The 21,144-nt window shown below is 73.0% G+C and carries 21 protein-coding genes and 1 tRNA gene; 18 read left to right on the forward strand and 4 right to left on the reverse strand.

What is annotated here, in order from left to right; genetic code table 11:
• The first annotated feature begins 82 nt into the window (after positions 1 to 82).
• From PS467_RS09970 to PS467_RS10030, 13 genes are all read left to right on the forward strand, one after another.
• Positions 83 to 167, forward strand: a tRNA-Leu gene (locus tag PS467_RS09970).
• Between the two features lie 227 nt (positions 168 to 394).
• Complete coding sequence (locus PS467_RS09975; RefSeq protein WP_311034961.1) at positions 395 to 1,363, forward strand: ATP-binding protein; 969 nt, start codon at positions 395 to 397, stop codon at positions 1,361 to 1,363.
• Positions 1,364 to 1,410: 47 nt separating this feature from the next.
• On the forward strand, positions 1,411 to 1,803 hold the full coding sequence (locus PS467_RS09980; RefSeq protein WP_311034962.1) for an SCO5389 family protein: 393 nt from the start codon (positions 1,411 to 1,413) through the stop codon (positions 1,801 to 1,803).
• A 171-nt stretch (positions 1,804 to 1,974) separates the two neighbouring features.
• A complete protein-coding gene (locus PS467_RS09985; protein ID WP_268971087.1) occupies positions 1,975 to 2,166 on the forward strand; it encodes a lysine biosynthesis protein LysW in 192 nt (63 codons plus the stop codon).
• Entirely contained in the window at positions 2,163 to 3,047 is an 885-nt protein-coding gene (locus PS467_RS09990; RefSeq protein WP_268971088.1) for a RimK family alpha-L-glutamate ligase, read from the forward strand. Before PS467_RS09985 ends, PS467_RS09990 begins: the two co-directional genes overlap by 4 nt.
• Before the next feature lie 75 nt (positions 3,048 to 3,122).
• Positions 3,123 to 3,773, forward strand: a complete 651-nt coding sequence (locus PS467_RS09995) for a degT/DnrJ/EryC1/StrS aminotransferase (protein WP_311034963.1) — start codon at positions 3,123 to 3,125, stop codon at positions 3,771 to 3,773.
• Positions 3,773 to 5,092 carry an aminotransferase class I/II-fold pyridoxal phosphate-dependent enzyme gene (locus PS467_RS10000; RefSeq protein WP_311034964.1) on the forward strand — a complete coding sequence of 440 codons (1,320 nt, stop codon included), beginning with the start codon at positions 3,773 to 3,775 and terminating at the stop codon, positions 5,090 to 5,092. Before PS467_RS09995 ends, PS467_RS10000 begins: the two co-directional genes overlap by 1 nt.
• Positions 5,085 to 6,125 (forward strand): N-acetyl-gamma-glutamyl-phosphate reductase, encoded by a 1,041-nt coding sequence (gene argC, locus PS467_RS10005; RefSeq protein ID WP_311034965.1) that lies wholly within the window; start codon positions 5,085 to 5,087, stop codon positions 6,123 to 6,125. Before PS467_RS10000 ends, argC begins: the two co-directional genes overlap by 8 nt.
• Positions 6,122 to 8,059, forward strand: coding sequence for a M20/M25/M40 family metallo-hydrolase (locus tag PS467_RS10010; RefSeq protein ID WP_311034966.1), 1,938 nt, complete (start codon positions 6,122 to 6,124; stop codon positions 8,057 to 8,059). The genes argC and PS467_RS10010 overlap by 4 nt, the downstream gene beginning before the upstream one ends.
• Positions 8,056 to 8,916, forward strand: coding sequence for a thiamine pyrophosphate-binding protein (locus PS467_RS10015; RefSeq protein WP_311034967.1), 861 nt, complete (start codon positions 8,056 to 8,058; stop codon positions 8,914 to 8,916). Before PS467_RS10010 ends, PS467_RS10015 begins: the two co-directional genes overlap by 4 nt.
• Positions 8,913 to 9,890: a transketolase family protein gene (locus PS467_RS10020; protein ID WP_311034968.1), complete on the forward strand. Its 978-nt coding sequence runs from the start codon at positions 8,913 to 8,915 to the stop codon at positions 9,888 to 9,890. The genes PS467_RS10015 and PS467_RS10020 overlap by 4 nt, the downstream gene beginning before the upstream one ends.
• Positions 9,887 to 11,218, forward strand: a complete 1,332-nt coding sequence (locus PS467_RS10025) for an APC family permease (protein WP_311034969.1) — start codon at positions 9,887 to 9,889, stop codon at positions 11,216 to 11,218. Before PS467_RS10020 ends, PS467_RS10025 begins: the two co-directional genes overlap by 4 nt.
• A gap of 29 nt (positions 11,219 to 11,247) precedes the next feature.
• Positions 11,248 to 12,024, forward strand: coding sequence for an SDR family NAD(P)-dependent oxidoreductase (locus PS467_RS10030; RefSeq protein WP_311034970.1), 777 nt, complete (start codon positions 11,248 to 11,250; stop codon positions 12,022 to 12,024).
• 33 nt (positions 12,025 to 12,057) lie between these two features.
• On the opposite strand, the gene PS467_RS10035 is transcribed toward PS467_RS10030, so the two are convergent.
• Positions 12,058 to 12,579: a helix-turn-helix domain-containing protein gene (locus PS467_RS10035; RefSeq protein ID WP_268971097.1), complete on the reverse strand. Its 522-nt coding sequence runs from the start codon at positions 12,577 to 12,579 to the stop codon at positions 12,058 to 12,060.
• A gap of 196 nt (positions 12,580 to 12,775) precedes the next feature.
• Here PS467_RS10035 and PS467_RS10040 point away from each other — a divergent pair, with 196 nt between their 5' ends.
• Complete coding sequence (locus PS467_RS10040) at positions 12,776 to 15,946, forward strand: AfsR/SARP family transcriptional regulator (RefSeq protein ID WP_311034971.1); 3,171 nt, start codon at positions 12,776 to 12,778, stop codon at positions 15,944 to 15,946.
• Between the two features lie 15 nt (positions 15,947 to 15,961).
• Here the strand turns inward: PS467_RS10040 and PS467_RS10045 are convergent, their stop codons facing one another.
• The 3 genes from PS467_RS10045 to PS467_RS10055 all read right to left on the reverse strand — a co-directional run bounded on the left by PS467_RS10045 (position 15,962) and on the right by PS467_RS10055 (position 17,540).
• Positions 15,962 to 16,153, reverse strand: a complete 192-nt coding sequence (locus PS467_RS10045; RefSeq protein ID WP_311034972.1) for a hypothetical protein — start codon at positions 16,151 to 16,153, stop codon at positions 15,962 to 15,964.
• A 181-nt stretch (positions 16,154 to 16,334) separates the two neighbouring features.
• Positions 16,335 to 16,550, reverse strand: a complete 216-nt coding sequence (locus PS467_RS10050; protein ID WP_268971100.1) for a tautomerase family protein — start codon at positions 16,548 to 16,550, stop codon at positions 16,335 to 16,337.
• A gap of 264 nt (positions 16,551 to 16,814) precedes the next feature.
• Positions 16,815 to 17,540: a CDP-alcohol phosphatidyltransferase family protein gene (locus PS467_RS10055; RefSeq protein WP_311034973.1), complete on the reverse strand. Its 726-nt coding sequence runs from the start codon at positions 17,538 to 17,540 to the stop codon at positions 16,815 to 16,817.
• Positions 17,541 to 17,683: 143 nt separating this feature from the next.
• Here PS467_RS10055 and PS467_RS10060 point away from each other — a divergent pair, with 143 nt between their 5' ends.
• The 4 genes from PS467_RS10060 (at position 17,684) to PS467_RS10075 (ending at position 21,130) form a co-directional block, all read left to right on the forward strand.
• Positions 17,684 to 18,718: a zinc-dependent alcohol dehydrogenase gene (locus PS467_RS10060; protein ID WP_311034974.1), complete on the forward strand. Its 1,035-nt coding sequence runs from the start codon at positions 17,684 to 17,686 to the stop codon at positions 18,716 to 18,718.
• Between the two features lie 77 nt (positions 18,719 to 18,795).
• Positions 18,796 to 19,194: a 6-pyruvoyl trahydropterin synthase family protein gene (locus PS467_RS10065; protein WP_311034975.1), complete on the forward strand. Its 399-nt coding sequence runs from the start codon at positions 18,796 to 18,798 to the stop codon at positions 19,192 to 19,194.
• The gene (locus tag PS467_RS10070) at positions 19,191 to 20,297 is read left to right on the forward strand and encodes a glycosyltransferase family 4 protein (protein ID WP_311034976.1); all 1,107 of its coding nucleotides are present in this window, start codon (positions 19,191 to 19,193) and stop codon (positions 20,295 to 20,297) included. Before PS467_RS10065 ends, PS467_RS10070 begins: the two co-directional genes overlap by 4 nt.
• The gene (locus PS467_RS10075; RefSeq protein ID WP_432280561.1) at positions 20,225 to 21,130 is read left to right on the forward strand and encodes a class I SAM-dependent methyltransferase; all 906 of its coding nucleotides are present in this window, start codon (positions 20,225 to 20,227) and stop codon (positions 21,128 to 21,130) included. Before PS467_RS10070 ends, PS467_RS10075 begins: the two co-directional genes overlap by 73 nt.
• Positions 21,131 to 21,144: the final 14 nt, after the last annotated feature.

The following is a 21,144-nucleotide window of genomic DNA, read 5'->3' on the forward strand; positions in this document are numbered from 1 at the left end:
GAGCTGCCGTGATCGAGCACGTCCCGATGTTTGCTATGGTTTTCCATGTCGGAACGGCCACGGGCCGACCGGCAGACACCTGGTCCGGGTGGCGGAATGGCAGACGCGCTAGCTTGAGGTGCTAGTGCCCTTTATCGGGCGTGGGGGTTCAAGTCCCCCCTCGGACACAAGAGTGAAAAGGCACGCGAACGGTGCCGACCGGATTCCGGTCGGCACCGTTTGCGTTTTCGTGCGGTCCGGATGCCGCCTCCCCTCCCCCTCCCTCTCTCCCCCAACGCCGCAGCGTACGGCCATCTCCTGCTCGGGCAGGGCGACTTGACACGAGGTCCACGCCTGGGGAAGCCTTCCCTTAAGCGATATGACATTCATATTCATCTGGAGGTGATGCGCGGACATGCGCACCGCGTTCGTCGGCAAGGGCGGCAGTGGCAAGACCACTCTCTCCGCCCTCTTCGCCCAGCACCTGGCCCGCTCGCACGCCCCCGTCGTGGCGATCGATGCCGACATCAACCAGCATCTGGGCACCGCCCTGGGGCTGGACGGGAACGCGCTGCGCGAGATCGTGCCGCTCGCCGACCGCACCGCGGAGATCAAGGAGTACCTGCGCGGCGACAACCCGCGCATCACCTCTCTCGAGGCCATGGTCAAGACCACCCCGCCGGGACGTGGGTCCCGGCTGCTGCGCCTGCTCGGCTCCGACCCGGTGCACGCCCGGCACGTACGGGACGTCGACGGAGTGCGGCTGATGACCACCGGGGCGTTCGCCGAGGAGGACCTCGGCGTGGCGTGCTACCACTCCAAGCTCGGCGCCGTCGAGCTGTATCTGAACCATCTGGTGGACGGCGCCGGGGAGTACGTCGTCGTCGACATGACCGCCGGTGCCGACTCCTTCGCCTCCGGGCTGTTCACCCGGTTCGACATGACCTTCCTGGTCGCCGAACCCACCCTCAAGGGCGTGTCCGTCTACCGCCAGTACAAGGAGCACGCCGCCGAGTTCGGGGTGCCGCTCGCCGTGGTCGGCAACAAGGTGGCCGGCGAGGACGACCGGCTCTTCCTCAAGGAGCACATCGGGGACGACCTGCTGGTGTGCCTCGGCCACTCCGACTGGGTCCGCGCCCGGGAACAGGGCCGCGCCACCGGGGAGCTGGAACCCGAGCACCGCCTGGCCCTGGAGCAGCTGCGCGCCGCCGTGGACTCCCGGCCCAAGGACTGGGACACCTTCCAGCGGCAGGCCGTCTCCTTCCATCTGCGCAACGCCCGCGCCTGGGCCGATCGCGCCACCGGCCAGGATCTGAGCGCCCAGGTCGATCCCGCATTCCGCCATGGACCGGCCGCGCTCGCCGATGCCGCCGCATCGCACTGACCACCGCCCGCCGTCTTCACGACCCGACCGATTGGGGCACCCTTCGCATGTCACTGACCGTCTCCCCCGAACTTCTGGCCCAGGCCGAGCAGGGCGAGGTCTCCGAGCGGGACTTCGTCGCCACCGTGCGCGACTCACTGCCGTACGCCTATGACCTCATCGCCCGTCTGGCGGACGAACTCCGTTCCGGTGACGCCGAGTTCACCGACAACCAGACCCCGCCGCCGTCCGAGGCCGAGCGGGGGCAGCTGCTGCGCGCCCTGGCCAGCGACGCCATCCGCGGCAGTCTGGAGCGCCACTTCGGCATCACCCTCGCCTTCATGAACTGCCATCGGGTGGCCGCGTTCCGCCCCGGTGCGGAAGAGGGTTCCACCTACGCCACCTTCGTCTCCACGCGGTCCCAGATCCTCAACCAGTCGCCCGAACTCCGCGACTGCTGACCCCCGGTCGCCCGAGAACCCGCGCAGCCCCAGGCCAATGGTCTGGGGCTGCGGCTACGTGATCCCGTAGTGCCCGCAGGCGGCCCCCATCCGTACCGTCATTGGTGTCCGGAAACGCGGAGCCGATTCCGGACCGGTCGAATCCCTCGTCATGATCGGGAAGGGAAAGCCATGCCGGTAACGGTCGAAAAGAACACGGTCTGCCTCGTCTGCGACAGCGAGCTGGAAATTGAGAACGGCGCGGAGACGGGCGAGATCATCGAATGCGGGACGTGCGGTCAGGAGCACGAGCTGACCAGCGGGGCCGACAACGGCTACCAGGTCGCGCTGGCGCCGGAGGTCGAGGAGGACTGGGGCGAATGACCGTCGCAGCCACCGACGTCCTGCTGTCGGTGACCGTGCTGCGCCCCGACGAGCGTCGGCTCCTGGACGCCTTGCGCGCCCAGGGGCTGACGGCCCGTCCGGTGCTGCCGCCGGACATCGCCGAAGTCCTCTCGGACGAAACGGCCCGACCCGAGATCGTCCTGCTCAGGAACCTGTCCCACCGTGAGGCCATCGGTACCGCCCGCCGGCTCGAGCAGGCCGGGATCGAGACCCTGAACAGCCCCTCGGCCATCGAGGTGTGCAACGACAAGGGCCTTCAGGCCCTGCTCTTCGCGCGGCACGGCGTCCCCCACCCGGTGACCCGGCACGCGTTCAGCTACGACCAGGTCCGCTCCGCCGTCGTCGAGCTCGGCCAGCCGGTGGTGGTGAAACCGCCCTCCGGCTCGTGGGGGCGCGGGGTCACCCGCCTGGCCGACGAGGGCGAACTGGAGGCGTGGACGGGCGGGCGGGAGTCCGCCGACGCGGCCGGGAAGCTCTTTCCCGTGCTGGTGCAGGAGTACGTGGACAAGCCGGGCCATGACCTGCGCGTCGTGGTGATCGGGGAGACCCCGGTCGTGGCCTTCCGCCGGAAGTCCGACAACTGGCGCACCAATACGCATCTGGGCGCCGAGGTGGAACGCGTCGAGATCACCGCGGACATCGAGCGGCTGTGCGCCCTGACGGTTTCCGCTCTCGGCCCCGGTTTCTACGGGGTGGACCTGGTGGAGGACCGCCTCACGGGTGAGCTGACGGTTCTGGAGATCAACGCCAATCCGGAATTCGCGCGTTCCTCCGAAGCGCATGGCGTCGATGTGGCGGGCCGTTATGCCGAATACGTCGCCGGTCTCCTCGGCTCCCGGCGGCTCTCGGTGGCCGCCTGAGCCATCACGCCACCGGCATCAGTAACACCACGGGGAATCTCCAGGACCATTGTCACCTTTTCAAGGGGATATTTCATGGAACAATACGACGCTGCGCTCGTTCTGACCCGGGTACTGACCTCCGGTGTCGTGATGAGCATCGAGAAGAACGACAAGGAGCTGCCCTCTCTGGAGAGGCTGCTGGCCAAACTCGGCGGCCGTGCCAGAGTGGTTCTGGTCAACAGCCGGACGGCCGCGATCCACGCGGCGCTGTGCGGCCAGGGCATCGGGCACGGTGACCACGCGGTGCTGCCCGAACTCGATCGGCGCGACCGCTCCTTCGTCAGCTGGCTCGGCGTGCAGGAGGCCGGCCAGGAAGCCGGATCGGAGGCCGGCGGACCGGCCTTCGATCTGTTGAGCCTCACCCCCGAGAACGCCGGCCAACTCCGGGAGGCCGCCGCGGCCGCAAGCGCTCCGGCGCTGGCCGTGGACTTCACCGGGCTCGGCTTCGGGCCGGCGGCGGCCCTGCTCACCGATGACGAGCGGATCTGGGCGCGGGCCGAGCGGCTGAAGATATTCGGCGCCTTCGATCTGCGCACGATGTGGACGCAGGAGGAGGCCGAACCCGGCCTGGCCCCGGGCGTCCAGTTCAACTACCGGCTCAGCCCGCTGGTCGCGGCCTGCGTCCGGATGGCACTCAGGCAGGTCGGCCCGCGTACGCCCGTCAAGACCGGAGGGACCAACTGATGATCACGGACTTCCCGTCGGCTCCGCTCCCGCTGCCCGACCCCGCGGAGGTCGCGGCCGAACTCGCCGAATTCGGCGGCGGGGCGATGATCCCCAAGGAGATGCGGCGCACCATCTTCCCGGTGATCACCAAGGAGGATGTCTTCACCATGCTGCTGGCGCAGCGGTCCGCCCCGGAGAAGGTGGTGGCCGACTTCGCCGAGAGCTACCGCGCCTACGTGGGCGCCCACCGGGCGCTCCCCACCGCGAGCGGCACCTCAAGCCTCCATCTGGCCCTGATCGGGGCCGGTGTGCAGCCCGGTGACGAGGTGATCGTCCCCGCCTTCACCTTCATCGCCACCGCGCAGGCGGTCGTGGCCGCCAAGGCCGTGCCGGTCTTCGTCGACATCGATCCGCGGACGTACTGCATGTCGGCCGAGGCCGCCGAGGCGGCGGTCACCGAGCGCACCCGGGCCATCATGCCGGTGCACGTCCACGGGCTGCCCGCGGACGTCGCCGCGCTGCGCGCGGTCTGCGGCCGGCACGGGCTGGCGCTGGTGGAGGACGCCTCGCACGCCCACTCCGCGAAGATCGGTGAGCAGATCTGCGGCTCCCTGGGGGACGCCGCAGGACAGAGCCTGATGGCGGACAAGAACTTCCCGCTCGGCGGCGAGGGCGGTATCGCCTTCTTCGCAAGCGACGAGGCGTACGACCGGACGACGGAGTTCCTCGACCGGAACGGCATCGACTACGGGATGTCCTGGGTGGCCGCCGCGTTCGGCGCGAGCCAGCTGGCGCGACTGCCCTACTACGACGCCATACGGGCCCGCAACGCGGCGCTGCTGGCCGACGCGCTGCGGGAGACCGGTCTGTTCACCCCGCCGTACGTGCCGGACGGCCACGTCCACGCGTACAACATGTACCGCGTCAATCTGGTGCCCGAGGCCGTCGGCCTGGAGGACCTGCCCGTCTGGGCGGTGAAGGAGGCCGTGCACGAGCTGCTCACCGCCGAGGGCGTGCCGGCCCGCGAGTGGCAGAACACCCCCATCCCCTGCCACCTGCCCTTCCGGGAGCGGGCGGGCTTCGGCAACGGCTACCCGTTCACGCTCAACCCGGCCGCGGTCCGGGACCACGAGCCGCAGGACTTCCCGAACGTGGTCGCCATGCTGGACCGCACCGTGGTGCTCTGCCGTGAGCTGCGCTCCCCGGTGGAGTACGAGCGGGCGACCCGCTACGCGGACGCCTTCCGCAAGGTCGCCGCCCGTCCCGACGCCATCCGCAAGCTCGTCGCCGAGCGTGAGTACCGGCGGCCCTATGAGAAGGCGGCCCGCCTTGGCTGACAACGACCGGCTGCGGGTGGCCGTACTCGGCGCCAGCGGCTACACCGGTGCGGAACTGGTCCGGCTGCTGCTGGACCACCCGCGAGTGGAACTCGCCTATCTGTCCTCGGAGCGCTACAGCGGGCTCCCCATCACCTCCGTGCTGGCCGGGGTGCGCAACCACCCCGCCGCCGCCGGGTTACGGTTCCAGCCGCTGGATGCCTGCGACGAGGTGGACGTGGCCTTCGGCTGCCTGCCCACCGGGGCGCTGCCGCCGCGGATGCCCAAGCTCTCGGAGCGGGCGGAGCGGGTGATCAACCTGGCCGGGGACTTCCGGCTCACCGACCCTGAGGAGGCCGCCGCCCACTATCCCGAGTCGGCCGGGTGGGACCAGCCGTTCCACTACTTCGTCCCGGAGTTCTCCCCGCCACCCGCCGACGCCCGGTTCATCAACCTGCCCGGCTGCATGGCCGTCACCACGCTCTACGCGCTGCAACCGCTGGTCGCCGCCGACCTGGTGGGGGATGAGGTCGTCGTGGACGCCAAGACCGGGGCCAGTGGCAGCGGAGCGAAGTCCTCGGAGCACCCCGCGGAGCGGATCGGCAACTTCCGGGTGCACAAGCCGTTCGGGCACCGGCACGCCCCGGAGATCGTGCAGGCGCTGCACACCTTCTCCGGCCGCGCCCCACGGCTGCGGTTCTCCACCTACAGCCTGGACGTCTCGCGGGGCATCCTGATCTCCGCGTACGGTCCGCTGCGCCCGGAGGTCTCCCGGCTGGACGTCAAACGTGCCTACGGCAAGACGTACGCGAAGACCCCGTTCGTCCGGGTGCGCACCGCGCTGAAGACGCCCGGCGACTTCCCGATGCTCAAGAGCGTGGTCGGCTCCAACATGGCCGAGGTGGCGGTGTCGGTCCGCGAGGACCGGTTCGTGGCCGTCGCCGCGCTCGACAACCTGCTCAAGGGCGCGGCCGGACAGGCGGTGCAGGCCCTCAACCTCCTCCACGGATTCGAGCAGTCCACAGCCCTTCCCTTCACGGCGGTGACACCATGAGCGGACGGCCCCTGTATGTGATCAAGGTCGGCAGCAGCACCCTGCTGCATCCCCAGGTCTTCGACGAGATCGCCGCCGTCCGCCGGCGCGGGGCGCGGGTGCTGCTGGTGGCCGGAGGCGCCGAGGGCATCGAGCGCCACTACCGGTCCATCGGCCGGGCCATGCCCGAACTCACCCTGCGCAACGGCGACACCGTGCGCTACTGCCCTCCGGCGGAGATGCCGCATATCGTCGCCGCCTACCAGCAGGTCACGCTCCCCATGGTGGAGGCCGGCCTCACCGCGCTCGGCCTGGCGGTCTTCACCGCCGTCGCGGCCCACGGCGGCCTGGTGACCGGGGTCGTCAACCGTCCGCTGCGGGTGATGGCGGACGGCCGGTCCAAGGTGATCAGGGACCACCGCGCGGGCACGGCGGAGGGCGTGGACACCGAGCGGCTCACGACGCTGCTGGACGCCTACGACGTGGTCTGCCTCTCCCCGCCGGTGCGGGACGCGGCCGGCGGCAGCGAACTCAACGTCGACGCCGACGTGCTGGCCGCGACGCTGGCCAACGCGCTGGGCGCGGACCATCTGCGGCTGGTCACCGGGACCGCGGGGATCCTCACCGACCCCGCGGACCCCGGCTCCACCCTGCGCGACGCGTTCCCGGGCACGGCCGCCCAGTACGCGGGCGGCCGGATGAAGCAGAAGGTGCGGGCGGCGGAGCTGGGGCTGCGAGGCACGGCGGACGTCGCGGTGACCGGGCCGCACACCATGGCGGATCCGGACGGCTGGACCCGGTTCTGGGCGGCCGAGGAACCGGCCGCGGACCTGGCCCTGCTCAGCCGGACCGTGCAGATCCCCTCCACCTCCTACGACGAACACGAACTGGTGGACTACCTGGTGCACTGGTGCCGGCAGCGGGAGCTGCGGGCGTGGCGCGACGAGGCCGGCAACCTGGTCGCGGAGCGCGGCACGGGACCGCGCACCCTGCTGCTGCTGGGCCATCTGGACACCGTCCCGTTCACCTGGCCGGTGCGCTGGGAATCCGGCGCCGCGGATGACGCGGACACGGCGGACGCGGGCACCGGGGACGCGGTGCTGCACGGGCGGGGCAGTGTGGACGCCAAGGCGTCCATGGCCGCCTTCCTCGACGTACTGGCCGACGCGACCGTCCCCGAGGGCTGGCGGCTGCGCGTCGTCGGCGCGGTGGAGGAAGAGGTCTCCTCGTCCAAGGGGGCCTTCCACGTACGCGACCACTATCCGGCGGACGCGGTCGTGGTGGGCGAGCCGAGCGGTTCGGCCGCCCTCACCCTCGGCTACTTCGGGCTGTTCAAGCTGCGGGTGACCGCGACGGTGCGCAGCGGCCACTCGGCCGGCTTCCAGGCCCGGTCCGCGCCCGACCACCTGATCGAGTCGCTGGAGGCGATCCGGGCGGCCGTGCTGAAGGAGGCCGACGACGCCCTGAGCGCGGTCATCGACGTCAGCTGCTCGGCCGATGCCGGCAGCCAGTCGGCCACCGCGATCCTCAACTTCCGGGTGCCGCCGGCCGCGGACCTCGACGCGCTGCGCACCAGGGCCCTGGACGCGGCGGGCGAGGACGTGCGGATCGAGTTCCTGCGCGCCACCCCGGGCTTCACCGGCCCCCGCTCGACGCCGCTGGCCAGGGCCTTCAGCCGCGGTTTCGGCCGCAGCGGCATCCGTCCCCGATTCCTGCTGAAGAAGGGCACATCCGATATGAACACCCTGGCCACGACATGGCGGGGGGTACCCATGGTGGCCTACGGACCGGGCGACTCGGCCCTGGACCACACCGAACACGAGCACATCGACGCGGCCGAGTACCGCAGGGCCCGCACCGTGCTGCACGAGGCGGTCACCGGGTTCTTCGCGCTCAGCGGCGCGGGAGCCGACGACGGCGGGCGCGCCGCCCGGACCGGGGAGGAGGCGGCATGACGGCGACCGTCACGGAGGCCGGGCCGCACGGTGTCGGCGGAGCCGTCGCCGAGCGCCCCGCCCCCCACCAGACCCTCCCCGATGTGCTGCGGGAGCGGGCGCTGACCGCCCGCCGCATGGTGATCGACATGGCCGCCTCGCCGACCGGCTGCCATCTCGGCGGCAGCCTGTCGGCGATGGACATCCTGATCGCCGCGCTGGACCGGACGGCCTCGTCCGACGACGGCAGCCAGGTGGTGCTGAGCAAGGGACACGCCGCCGCGGGGCTGTACGCGGCGCTGTACGTGACCGGAATCCTCCCGGAGGACCCGGTGCCGCACTACGGCGCCCCGACCCACCACTTCACCGGTCATCCGGGGCCCGCCGTACCGGGCGTCCGCTTCCCGACCGGAAGCCTCGGCCACGGGGTGCCCTACGCGCTGGGCTGGGCCCTGAGCCGCAGGCTCTCCGGCTCGGGCGGCCTGGGCATCGCCGTCGCCGGGGACGGCGAGCTCCAGGAGGGGCTGGTCTGGGAGACCTGCCAGGTCGCCGCCGCGCAACAGGTCGGCAATCTGGTGCTCTTCGTGGACCGCAACGGCGGCCAGAACGACGGCCTGGTGGCGGACATCTCCCCGCAGCCGCGGCTGGCCGAGCGGTTCGAGGCGTTCGGCTTCGAGGTGCGCGAGGCGGACGGGCACGATGTGGCCGCCCTCCGGGAACTGCTGGAGCCGGACCGGTCGGCCGCCACACGGCCGTTGGCGATCATCGCGGACACCGTCAAGGGCAAGGGGCTCCGCCCGGTCGAGGGCAAGGCCGCCTCGCACTACGTGACCATCGACGCCGCGCGGGCCACCAGTTGGAAGAGGATCGTGCGATGACACTGCCCGGACGTACCGCCTACCGCGAGGAACTGACGAGCATCGCCGCGGACAACCCCCGGGTCCTGTGCCTGGAGGCCGATCTCGGCGGCCGCTCCCACCCCTTCGCGACCGCGTATCCCGACCGCTTCTTCAACGTCGGCATCGCCGAGGGTGCCATGGTCGACATGGCCGCCGGGCTGGCGGCCGGCGGCTACCAGCCCTTCGTCTCCACCTTCGCGCCGTTCGCCGCGCTGCGCGCGGCGGAGAGCCTGAAGCTCGCCCTGGGCTACCTGGGCGCCGGTATCACCGTGGTGGCCCCGTACGCCGGGGTGTCCGGCGGCTGGTTCGGCACCACCCACCACTGCCTGGAGGACTTCGCCGTCGTACGGGCGATACCCGGCGTCACGATCGCCGCCCCCTACGGGGAGCAGGAGATGCGCGCGGTCATCCGCCGGGCCGCGCGCACCGGCACCCCGCACTACGTGCGCACCGGGCGCAACGCCGCCCCGGTGAGCCTGCCGTGGCAGGGGACGGACCCGCCGGTGGTCAACTGGGACGACGCGGGCGCGCGGCCGGACCGTACCTGCCTGGTGTCGGTCGGTGAGGTCGGCACCGAGCTGTGCCTGGCGGTGCGCCGGGCCGACCCCGGGCTCGCGCACGCGCATCTGTGCTTCGTCGACCAGCCGCATCTGGAGCTGGCCGCCGCGGAACTGGCCGGGCGGTACGACAGGTTCGTCGTGGTCGAGGAGCACCGGCCCGCCGGGAGCGTCGGCTCCGCGCTCGCCCTGCTGCTGTCCGGGCGCGTGGTGCGCTCGGTGAACGCGGGCGAGGGCTGGCCGAGCCGGGGCGGCAGCCATGAGCAGGTGCTCGACCAGCTGGGGCTGAACGAGGCCGCGGTGTGGGAGGCGCTGGCCCCTTGGGAGGAACGGCCGCTCGGGGCCGGGGCGGAGATGGGAACGGGGAACGGGACAGGGAAGGGGAAGTCGACATGAGTACGCAGCACCGGGTGGGGCTGGGGCAGGGGACCGCGATCTACGTGGGCGCGATCCTGGGCGCCGGCATTCTGGCGCTGCCCGCGCTCGCGGCGCGGGCGGCGGGCCCCGCCTCCCTGCTGGCGTGGCTGGCGCTGCTGCTGTTCTGCGTACCGGTGGCCACGAGCTTCGCCGCGCTCGGCGCGCGGTACCCGGACAGCGGCGGGGTGGCCACCTTCGTGTCCAAGGCCTTCGGGTCACGTCTGTCCGGCGCGGTGGGGTACTGGTTCTACTTCGCCCTGCCCGCCGGGGCACCGGCCACGGCCTACGTCGGAGGCCAGTACGCGGCCCACGCGCTGGGTGCCGGACAGCGGGTCACGCTGGCGGTGGCCGCGGGCCTGCTGCTGGCGGCGTTCGCCAGCAACGCGGTGGGGCTGCGGATGTCGGCCCGGGTGCAGCTGGTGCTGGTGGGGCTGCTGGCGGTGCTGCTGCTGATCGCCGTGCTCACCGCGCTGCCCCACGCCCGTACCTCGAACCTCACCCCGTTCGCGCCGCACGGCGGGGCGGCCGTCGGACAGGCCGCCAGCCTGCTGTTCTTCACCTTCGCGGGGTGGGAGGCGGTCACCCATCTCTCCGGTGAGTTCCGCGATCCGCGCAAGGATCTGCGCCGGGTCACGGCGGCCACCTTGGTGGTCATCGGGGTGCTCTACCTGGGTCTCGCGGTGACCTGTGTGCTGGTGCTGGGACCCGAACTCGCCGAGTCCGACGCCCCGTTGACGCTGCTGCTCCAGCGCGGTATCGGCTCGTCCGCCTCCGCCATCACCGCGGTGATGGCCATGCTGCTCACCTTCGGCACCATGAACTCCTACCTGGCCGGGGCCTCCCGGCTCGGGGCGGCGCTCGCCCGGGACGGTGTGCTGCCGGCCCCGCTCGCCAAGGGCCACCGGCCCGGCGAGGTGCCGCGCCGCAGCCTGGCCCTGCTGTTCGTGCTCAGCGGGCTGGTGTGCGCCTTCGCGCTGCTGACGGACACCGGTCTGGGGAAGGTCATGCTGGCCGCGTCCGCGTGCTTCATCGCGGTCACGGTGGCCGGCCTGGTGGCGGGGGTGCGGCTGCTGCCCCGGGGCAGCGCCGTGTGGTGGGGCGCGGTCGTCGCGGCCGCGGTGATGAGCGTCGTCCTGGCGTTCTCCGGGTGGTTCCTGATCCTTCCGGTGCTGCTGGGAGCGGCGGCGGTCGGCGGGCAGTGGTGGTCGGCGCGGCTCCGGGAACGGGTGCGGTCGGCCGGCTCGCCGAAGTCCGGGGCGTCGAGGATGGTGAACGCCTGCGCGCCGCTGCCGGAGCGGGCAGAGTAAGTGGCCGGAAGACGTCCGAGGAGGGTGCAGTGGATCTGGGGCTGAAGGGGCGGGTCGCGCTGGTCGCGGCCGGTACGAGCGGCATCGGGCTGGCGGTGGCCCGCCGGCTGGCCGGGGAGGGCGCCACCGTATCGGTGTGCGGGCGCTCCCCCGGCCGGCTGCGGGAGGCGGTGAGCCTGCTGGAGGAGGAGGCGCCCGGGGCGGTGCACGGGAAGGCGCTGGACGTCACCGATCACGCCGCGGTGGAGGGCTGGGTCGAGGAGGTGGCCGGTCTGCACGGCGGGCCGCATGTGGTGGTCGCCAACGCGGGGAGCCCGCCGGAGGGGGGTGCCGAGCGGTTCGGTGTGCCGGACTACCGGGCGGCGGTGGAGCTCAACCTGCTCTCCGCGATCACCCTGACCCGGGCGGCCCTGCCGCATATGCGGCAGGCGGGCTACGGCCGGATCCTCTTCGTCACCTCGCTGGCCAGCAAGCAGCCGATTCCCGGGCTCGCGCTGTCCAACACGGTCCGCCCGGCGGTGGTCGGCTACGCCAAGGCGCTGGTGCACGAACTCGCCGAGGCCGGGGAGCGTGCGGTGACGGTCAATGTGCTCGCCCCCGGTATGACGCGTACGCCCACGCTCCAGGCGTGGGCGGAGGAACTCGAGGGCGGCGTGGAGCGGTTGAGCGCGGACATTCCGATCGGGCGGCTGGCGGAACCGGACGAGGTGGGTGCCGCCGCCGCCTTCCTCGCCTCGTCGCTCGCGGGAGCCACCACCGGAGTGGTGCTGCCGGTGGACGGCGGCGCCACCCGCGGCCTGCTCTGAGAGTGGGCCGGTGGCGCCGCTCGTGCCGTCGGGTCAGGCGGCCACGGGGGGACGTCCGTGCAGGGCCACGGCGAGTTGGGCGCGGCGGCTGATGTCGAGTTTGCGATAGATCCGGGTGATGTGCTGTTCCACGGCGCGCGGGGAGACCCGCAGCCGCTCGGCCATCTGCTGGTTGGTGAGACCGTCGAGCATCATCCGGGTCAGCCGACGCTCGTGGGCGCTCAGTTCGCCCGCCTCGATCTCCGGCCGCCCCGCGTCCGGGACATGGGGGCCGGCCGGCGCGGCGGAGCCGCCGGTGAAGACCTCGTCCAGCTCCCTGGCGCGGGTGCTCAGGACGATGCGTTCCCGGACGTAAGGGTCCCCGCCCAGCACGCTCCGCAGCGCGGCGTGGTCGTCGACCTGGAGCAGCAGCGTGTCGCCCTGCCCCCCGGCCCAGGCCCCTCCGTACAGCAGGATCTTCTCGTGGGCCATCCGCCGCCAGTACAAACGGTGACTCGGCCGCGTACGGCGCAGGTCCTCTCCCGTGCGCAGTTGGCGTTCTACGAAGAATCTCATCGTTGCTCCCGGTGCCAGGACGGTGCCCACGGGGCCCGGACGCTCCGTGGTACTGCGCCCGTAGCGTCCAGCGACGGACTCCCCAACGCTTCCCGTCCCGATACCGGCCGACCGAACACCTGTCGGTAATGGTTATATTTTTTTCGCTGACTGGTCGTTACAGTTAGTACATGAGCGCTCGCCGAGGGGGCACAGGTTGACGGAGCAGAAGCGGGACCCGGTCCGGTTGAATGTGCTCGGCTCGCTCGAATGCCTCACGGACGACGGGACTCAGCTTCCGCTCGGCGGGCCCGTCCACGAGCGGGTACTCGTCGCCCTGCTGCTCTCCCCCAACCGTGTTCTGCCGGTCAGCCGGCTGGTCGAGGCCGTCTGGGACGAGGATCCGCCCGCCACCGCCCCGCACCAGGTGCGCAAGGCCGTCGCCGCGCTCCGCCGCCGCATCCCGGCGGGGCATGAGCTGATCCTCACCGATGGTCCCGGCTACCGGGCGGTGGTGGCACCCGAGCGCCTGGACCTGAGCATGTTCACCGAGGGGCTGCGGCGGGCCCAGCAGGAAGCGGCCGAAGGGCGCACCAGGGCCGCGGTCGACACCCTGAGCACGGCTCTCGCACTGTGGCGCGGCCCGGTTCTGGCCGGGGCCGGCGGTGCGGTGATCGCGGCCGCCTCCGCCGCTCTGGAGGAGCGCCACCTGGCGGCGACCGAACAGTACTACGAGCTGCGGCTGTCCCTGGGCGAGAGCGGCGAACTGGTCGGGGACCTGCGCGATCTGATCGGCTCCCATCCCTTCCAGGAGACGCTCCGCGGACTGCTGATGCTCGCCCTGTACCGGTCGGGGCGGCAGGCGGAAGCGCTGGCGGAGTTCGACTCGGTGCGCAAAATGCTCTCCGTGGAGCTGGGCATCGACCCGAGCGAGCGGCTGACCGCTCTGCACGAGGCGATCCTGCGCAACAGCCCCGAACTCGCCGCCCCCAGCCGTCCGGCGCCCGTGCCCCCGGCCACCGCGGCGGCCGCCACCCCCACCGGCCACTCACCGCCTCCCTTATCCGCTCCCTTACCCACCCCGCCCCCACCGGTGCCGACCGGCCCGCACTGCTGCACCCTGCCCTACGACCTGCCGGACTTCACCGGCCGGGACCGGGAGCTGCGGTATCTGCTGGAGGGCTCCTGGGGACCGGACGGCCAGGGCGGTCCGGGCCCGCGCCCCGGACGCGGCCCGCGCATCGTGGCCATCGACGGCATGGGCGGCACCGGCAAGACCTCGCTCGCGGTGCGGGTCGCCCACCAACTCGCCGACTACTGGCCCGACGCCCATCTCTACGTCGACCTGCGCGGTTTTACCCCAGGCGAGCCGCCGCTCCAGCCCGGCGCGGTCGCCGAGGCGATGCTGCGGACGCTCGACGTGCCCGGCGAGCGCATCCCCGAGGACGAGGCGGGGCGGCTCGCCCTGTGGCGTACCACGGCGGCACAGCACCGGCTGGTACTCCTCCTGGACAACGCTGTCGACAGCGCGCAGGTCCGGCCGCTGCTGCCGGGCACCTCCGACGCCCTCGTCCTGATCACCAGCCGTTCCCGGCTGGTGGAACTGGACGGGGCGCAGTGGATCTCCCTCGGGATGATGCCCCCGCAGGACAGCACGGCGCTGGTCGCCAGGATGCTCGGCGAGGAGCGCATGGCGGCCGAGCCGGTGGCGGTGGCCGAGCTGGCGGAGTTATGCGGCCACCTGCCGCTCGCACTGCGGATCGCCGCCGCCAGGCTCCGCAACCGGCCGCGCTGGACCGTCCGCCACCTGGTCGACCGGTTACGGGACGAGACCCGCCGCCTGGACGAACTGCGCTCCGGGGAACGCGGCGTCACCGCGACCCTGACCCTGTCCTACGAAGGGCTCGCCCCGGCGCACCGCACCGCCTTCCGGCTGCTGGGCAGACATCCGGGCGCGGACGTCGACCCCTACTCGGCCGGCGCTCTGCTCGGCACCGACCCGAGCCGGGCCGAGGAGGTGCTGGAGCATCTGCTGGACACGCATCTGATGCAGCAGCACGAGACCGGCCGCTACGCCTTCCACGACCTGGTGCGCAGTTTCGCGCAGTGGCTGACGAAGCAGGAGGGCCAGGACCAGAACACGGCGAACGAGACGGCGGACGCCACGGCGGATGCCACGGCCACCCAGCGGCTGCTCGACTACTACCTGGCCGCCACCGAAGCGGCCTGTGACATCGTTTTCCCGGGGCGGGCGCCACTGAGCCCCGGACCCGACGGACCGGTCCTGCGGCCGGCCGCCGTGGTCCCGCCGCTCCAGAACGTCGCCCGCGCCCGGGAGTGGCTGGACCGGGAGAAGGACAGCCTGCTGGCAGCCGTCACCCTCGCGGACCGCCAGGGCCTGTACCGGCACGCCGCCGAACTGGCCCGCAACGTCGTCTTCCAGCTCGACAGCCGGGGGCGCTACGAGGAGTTCCGGCAGGTGGCGGGCGTCGCGGTGGCCGCCTCACGGGCGCTGGAGGACCGGTCCCTGCTGGCCCTGAGCCTGTCGAACCTGGCGGTCGCCGACTGGAAGCTGGGGCGCTTCCCGGAGGGGCTGACGGCCGCGGAGGAGAGCCTGGGGCTTTCGGTGTCGCTGGGGGACCGCAGGGGGGAGGCCAAGAGCACCGGGATGCTCGGGCTGTTGCTGGCCACGGTCGGCCGCTTCGACGAGGCGCTGCCCCACCTGATGCAGTCGATCTCCCTCAAGAGGGAGCTGGGCGCCCCGCGCGCGGAGGCCGAGTCCCTGACCAACCTCAGCTCGCTCTTCGAGCACCTGGGCAGATACCGCGAGGCCGCCGAGGCGGCGCGGCGGGCGGTCGAGCTCAACCAGCGGATCGGCGCCCGGGACAACGAGATGGTGGCCCTGACCGACCTGGCCCTCGCCCTCATCGGTCTCGGTGCGGACGAGGAGGCCCGCGCCTGCCTGGACCGGGCCCTGGAGATGAGCGACGACTCGGACTCCCTGGGAGACGTGGCCCTGGTCCTCGCGCTCTCGGCCAAGGTACGGCGCCGCCTCGGCATGCCCGCGGGGACGCCGGACCACGCCGAACGCGCCCTGGAACTGGAGCGCGAGAGCCGCGCGCCGATCCGGCAGGCGACGGTCAAGAACATCCTGGGCCGGCTGTGCGGCCACCGGCGTGACCACACCACCGCCCTCCAACTGCACACCGACGCCCACCGGATCGCCTCGGCGGTCGGCTACCGCATCGAGATGGCGCGCGCCCTGTCCGGTATGGCCCAGGCTTGTCAGGCGCTCGGTGACGCGGCGGCGGCCGATGACCACCGCCGCGGAGCCGACGCGCTGTTCGACCAGATGGGCGTGGCGGAAGCGTTCCGCCGGCACGGTTGACACACCGGTGCGGCATCAGGCGGCGGCGAAGGCCGGCCCCTCACCCGAGAGGGGAGCGACGGCCGGCCCCTCACCGGAGGCGAGGACATGGCGCGCGCTGGGGTGCCCGGTGGTGGCCGTCGTCCGGTACTCGTGCGCCGCTCCGGCAGTGGAAGCGAACGTCATCGCCGCGATGAGTCCGACCAGTGTGGCGCGCGTGGCTCGCATGAGTGGTACCCCCTCAATCGGTGACCGCTGTTGACATCTCCGATGCTGTCCGCGGCCGTTCCCGAACGCGTCCGGTCTCGTTACCGGCCGCCGCACGCCGTGGCGCGCCGAAACGGGAACCCGCGGTATCCGGCGGCTGACAGGGGCGGCGTACCGCCCCGGCCCGCCGGCCGGCCCCCGCTCACAACGGGCCCATCAGACCCAATCCGGCGTCGGGGGAACAAGGGCGGGAGGCGGAGTCGTGGTGGTGGCCGGGTTCGCAGTCGCGGACCACGACGGTGACGGCCTCGACCGGGCAGCCGGCCACCCGGGATACGGTCGCGGCCAGCTCGGACACCAGGACGGCGCGGCGTTCCCGGTCGTTCCCCTGCCACCAGTCGACGGTGACCACAGGCATGTCGGTACTCCTCAGGAAATAGGTAAGGCGGATGGCACAGGCCCTGAATGGCGCGGCTCGCCATGAGGGTCAGCCATCCTCCCGACCCGGGTTCCTGAACGGTTCCCGCGCCGTTCCCTCTCACGGAGGCGGGACTGGGTACCGCGGATACCCCCCTCTTCCGCACCGCGTCCGTACGGGGACATGGGGGTGGTCGGCGCCGCGGACATCACCGTCGCGGCGGGGGGCGGCGGGCGCGCCGGAACCGGCCGGCGGCCCCGGCGCTCATCGCACCCGGCGGTCCCGGGCGCGCCACAGCCGGCCGATGTCGCGGGCGAAGGACCAGCTGAGCAGGGTCAGGGCCAGCAGGGCGGCGCCGACGGCCAGGGGGCGGGGCAGCACATCGGCGCCGACGACGAGCAGCAGCACGCCCTGGAGCGCGGCCACCGTCTTACGGGCCGTGCTCGGGGGCAAGGGGCCGGCCAGCCAGGGCAGCACCCATGACGCGGCGACGAAGGCGTAGCGCATGGCCCCGATCAGCAGCACCCAGGGGCCGAGCGAGGCGGCCACGTAGACGCTGAGCACCAGGATGAGGACGGCGTCGACCTCCATGTCGAACCGCGCGCCCAGCGCGGAGGTGGTGCCGGTGCGGCGGGCCACCTGGCCGTCGACCGCGTCGAGGACCAGGGCGACCGCGGTGAGGACCACCAGGACGGTGACCGGCGGCGAGCTCGCGAAGGAGTCGGCGACCAGCGCGGTCACCCCGCCGACCAGCGTCGCCCGCGCCAGCGTGACGCGGTTGGCCGCGCCGAAGGAGACGAGCCAGGACCGCGACAGGGCGCGGGTGAGCACCGCCCAGGTGGCGCCCGCGAAGGCCAGGCCGGTGAGCCAGCCCGCGGGTCCCAGGCCGACCGCCGTGCCCAGCGACACGAGCAACAGCAGCTGCGCGCCCGCGCCCGCGGCCGTCTCGGTCCGCACCAGCCTCGTGTTGTACGGGTTGTTCAGGGCCACCGTGCACCCTCCGGGCTGTGTGGCTGAGTGGGTGGGTGCCGCGTACCGTGTCCGCGGCTTCATGGTGTCGGTACGTGGGCCACCACCCGATCGTTCAGTTCCCCTTGCCCAGCCCCTTGTCCAGCTCCTGAGGAGAACGCCGTATGACGCGCACCGCCCGTGCCTTCTGGCTCCGCTCCCCCGGCCACGGCGAGATACGTCAAGTGACCCTGCCCGACCCGGGCCCCGGCGACGTGGTGGTGCGCACGCTGTGCACCGGGGTGAGCCGCGGTACGGAGACCCTGGTCTTCCGCGGTGGCGTCCCGGAGAGCCAGCACACCGCCATGCGGGCGCCGTTCCAGGACGGTGCGTTCCCCGGCCCGGTCAAGTACGGCTATCTCAACGTGGGTCTGGTCGAGGAGGGGCCGCGGGACCTGCGGGGGCGCGCCGTCTTCTGTCTGTATCCGCATCAGACCCGGTACGTGGTCCCGGCGAGCGCGGTGACCCCGGTGCCGGCGGGCGTGCCCGCGCCGCGCGCCGTGCTGGCGGGCACGGTGGAGACCGCGGTGAACGCCGCCTGGGACGCCGCGCCCCTGCTGGGCGACCGGATCGCCGTGGTGGGGGCGGGGATGGTGGGTGCCTGCGTCGCGGCGGTGCTGGCCCGGTTCCCCGCCGTACGGGTGCAGTTGGTCGACGCCCGGCCCGAGCGCGCGGAGGTCGCGCGGGCGCTCGGGGTGGACTTCGCGCTCCCCGGGGAGGCGGCGGGCGACCGTGATCTGGTGGTGCACGCCAGCGCCACCGAACAGGGGCTCGCGCGCTCGCTGGAACTCCTCGCGCCGGAGGGCACGGTGCTGGAGCTGAGCTGGTACGGGGACCGGCGGGTCAGCCTGCCGCTCGGGGAGGCGTTCCACTCCCGCCGGCTGGTGGTGCGCAGCAGCCAGGTGGGGACGGTGTCACCGGCCCGGGGCGCCCGCCGGGGCTACGCCGACCGGATGGCGCTGGCGCTCGGACTGCTCGCCGATCCGGCCTTCGACGCCCTCGTCACCGGCGAATGCGGTTTCGAGGAGCTTCCCGAGGTGCTGCCGAGACTGGCGTCCGGGGAGCTTCCGGGGTTGTGCCACCGGGTTCGGTACGACGGCGAAGACGACGGACACGACGCGTACGAGGACGACGGCGGATCCGCCGTGTCGCCGGGCTGAACACGCGGAACGCGGCGGCCGTACTGGAGGGCGTGCCCCGGCCGGGGCCCGACACGCCGCGTCTGGAGGGTCATCCGTTGTTCAGCATCACCGTCCGCGATCACATCATGGTCGCTCACAGTTTCCGCGGGGAGGTCTTCGGACCCGCGCAGCGGTTGCACGGGGCGACGTTCCTGGTGGACGCCACCTTCCGCCGGGCCGAGTTGGACGGCGACAACATCGTCGTCGACATCGGTCTGGCCACCCGTGAGCTGGGCGAGGTGTGCGGCGCGCTCAGCTATCGCAATCTCGACGACGAACCCGGTTTCCGGGGCGTCAACACCTCCACCGAGTTCCTCGCCAAGGTGATCGCCGACCGCCTCGCCGAGCGGGTGCGCTCCGGGGCGCTGGGCGAGGGCGCCCATGGGCTCTTGGGGATCACGGTCACCCTGCGCGAATCGCATATCGCCTGGGCCAGTTACGAGCGTGCGCTATGAGCCGGGCCGCACCGCGTGCGGTGCACTTCGTGATGCCCGGCGCCGTGGCCGACCCGGCCGCGCCGAGCGGCGGCAACGTCTACGACCGGCGGATCTGCCGGGATCTGCCCGGCACCGGCTGGCGGGTCGAGGAGCACACCGTCGCGGGCGACTGGCCCCGGCCGGGACCCGCCGCCCGCGCGGAGCTGAGCCGCGTCCTGACCGGGACGGCGGACGGGGCGGTGGTGCTGCTCGACGGACTGGTCGCCGCCGCGCTGCCCCACCTCGTCGTTCCGCAGGCCCAGCGGCTGCGGCCGGCGGTGCTGGTGCATCTGCCGCTGGGCGACGAGACGGGGCTGGACCCCGGCCTGGCCGCCGAACTTCAGGCGCTGGAGGGCCGGACCCTGCGCTCGGTCCGGGCGGTGGTGGCCACCAGCGCGTGGGCGGCCGGGCGGCTGGTGGAACTGCACGGACTGGTCCCCGACCGGGTCCACGTCGCCGCGCCCGGCGCCGATATCGCGCCGCCGGCCTCCCCGGGCGGTGACGGCTCACGGCTGCTGTGCGTGGCCTCGGTGACCCCGCGCAAGGGACAGCTGCGGCTGGTGGAGGCGCTCGCGCAGATCCGCGACCTGCCCTGGAGCCTGGACTGTGTGGGACCCCTGGACCGGGACCCGGACTACACCGGCCGGCTCCGGGAGCTGATCGGGAGGACCGGCGTCGGCGACCGGGTGCGGCTGCTCGGCCCGAGGACCGGCGCCGGGCTGGACGCCGGCTACGCCGCTGCCGACGCGCTGGTGCTCGCCTCGTACGCCGAGACCTACGGCATGGCGGTGACCGAGGCGCTCGCCCGGGGGATACCGGTGCTGGCGACGGCCGTCGGCGGGGTCCCGGAGGCGGTCGGGCAGGCGCCCGGCGGCCGGACGCCGGGCCTGCTGATCGACCCGGACGACCCCGGGGCGCTGACGGCGGCGCTGCGCCGCTGGCTGGGCGACCCCGGTACGCGCCGCCGGCTGACCGCCGCCGCGCACGAGCGGCGTACCGCGCTGGCCGGGTGGGAGAACACCACCCGGAACCTGGCCGGTGCGCTGGACCAGCTCCGACACGAGCCGCGGAGGGCCGCGTGAGGACGACCGACGTACCGCGTTACACCCCCGACTGGCTGGAGCTGCGGGAGGGTGCCGACGCGGCCGCCCGCGCCCCCGAACTCCTCGACGCGCTCCGCCCCCACCTGTCCGGCCCGCCGCTGGTGATCCACGATCTGGGGTGCGGCACCGGCTCCATGGGGCGCTGGCTGGCGCCCCGGCTGGGCGGCCCGCAGCTGTGGATCCTGCACGACCGGGACCCCGATCTGCTGGACCGGGCGGCCGTCCGGATGCCCCGGACCACCACCGACGGCAGCCGCGTCACCATCGCCACGGCGCGGGGCGACCTCGCCCGGCTGACCGGGAGCGCGCTGGACGGCGCCTCGCTGGTGACGGCGTCCGCGCTGCTGGACGTGGTCACCGAGCGGGAGGTGGACCGGATCGCCGCGGCCTGCGCCGAGGCCCGGTGCCCGGCGCTGCTGGCGCTGACGGTGGTGGGCCGGGTCGAGCTCAGCCCGGCCGATCCGCTGGACGCGGAGATCGCCGAGGCGTTCGACGCCCATCAGCGGCGCGGCGGTCTGCTGGGCCCGGACGCGGTCGCGGTGGCCTCCCGGGCCTTCGCCCGCCACGGCGCGACGGTGCGGACGCACACCAGCCCCTGGGTGCTCGGCGCCGAGCAGTCCGCGCTGACGGCCGAGTGGCTGCGCGGCCGGGTGGCCGCGGCCGTCGAGCAGCGGCCGCGGTGCGCGGGACGCGCCGAGGCGTATCTGCGCCGCCGGCTGGCCACGTGTGCGGCGGGGGCGCTGCGGGCGGTGGTGCACCACCGCGATCTGCTGGCGCTGCCCGCGCCCCGCACGACGGGGGCGGCCGCGTGAGCGCCGCACCGCGC

It is taken from the genome of Streptomyces luomodiensis (assembly GCF_031679605.1).
GTDB classification, from domain to species: domain Bacteria; phylum Actinomycetota; class Actinomycetes; order Streptomycetales; family Streptomycetaceae; genus Streptomyces; species Streptomyces luomodiensis.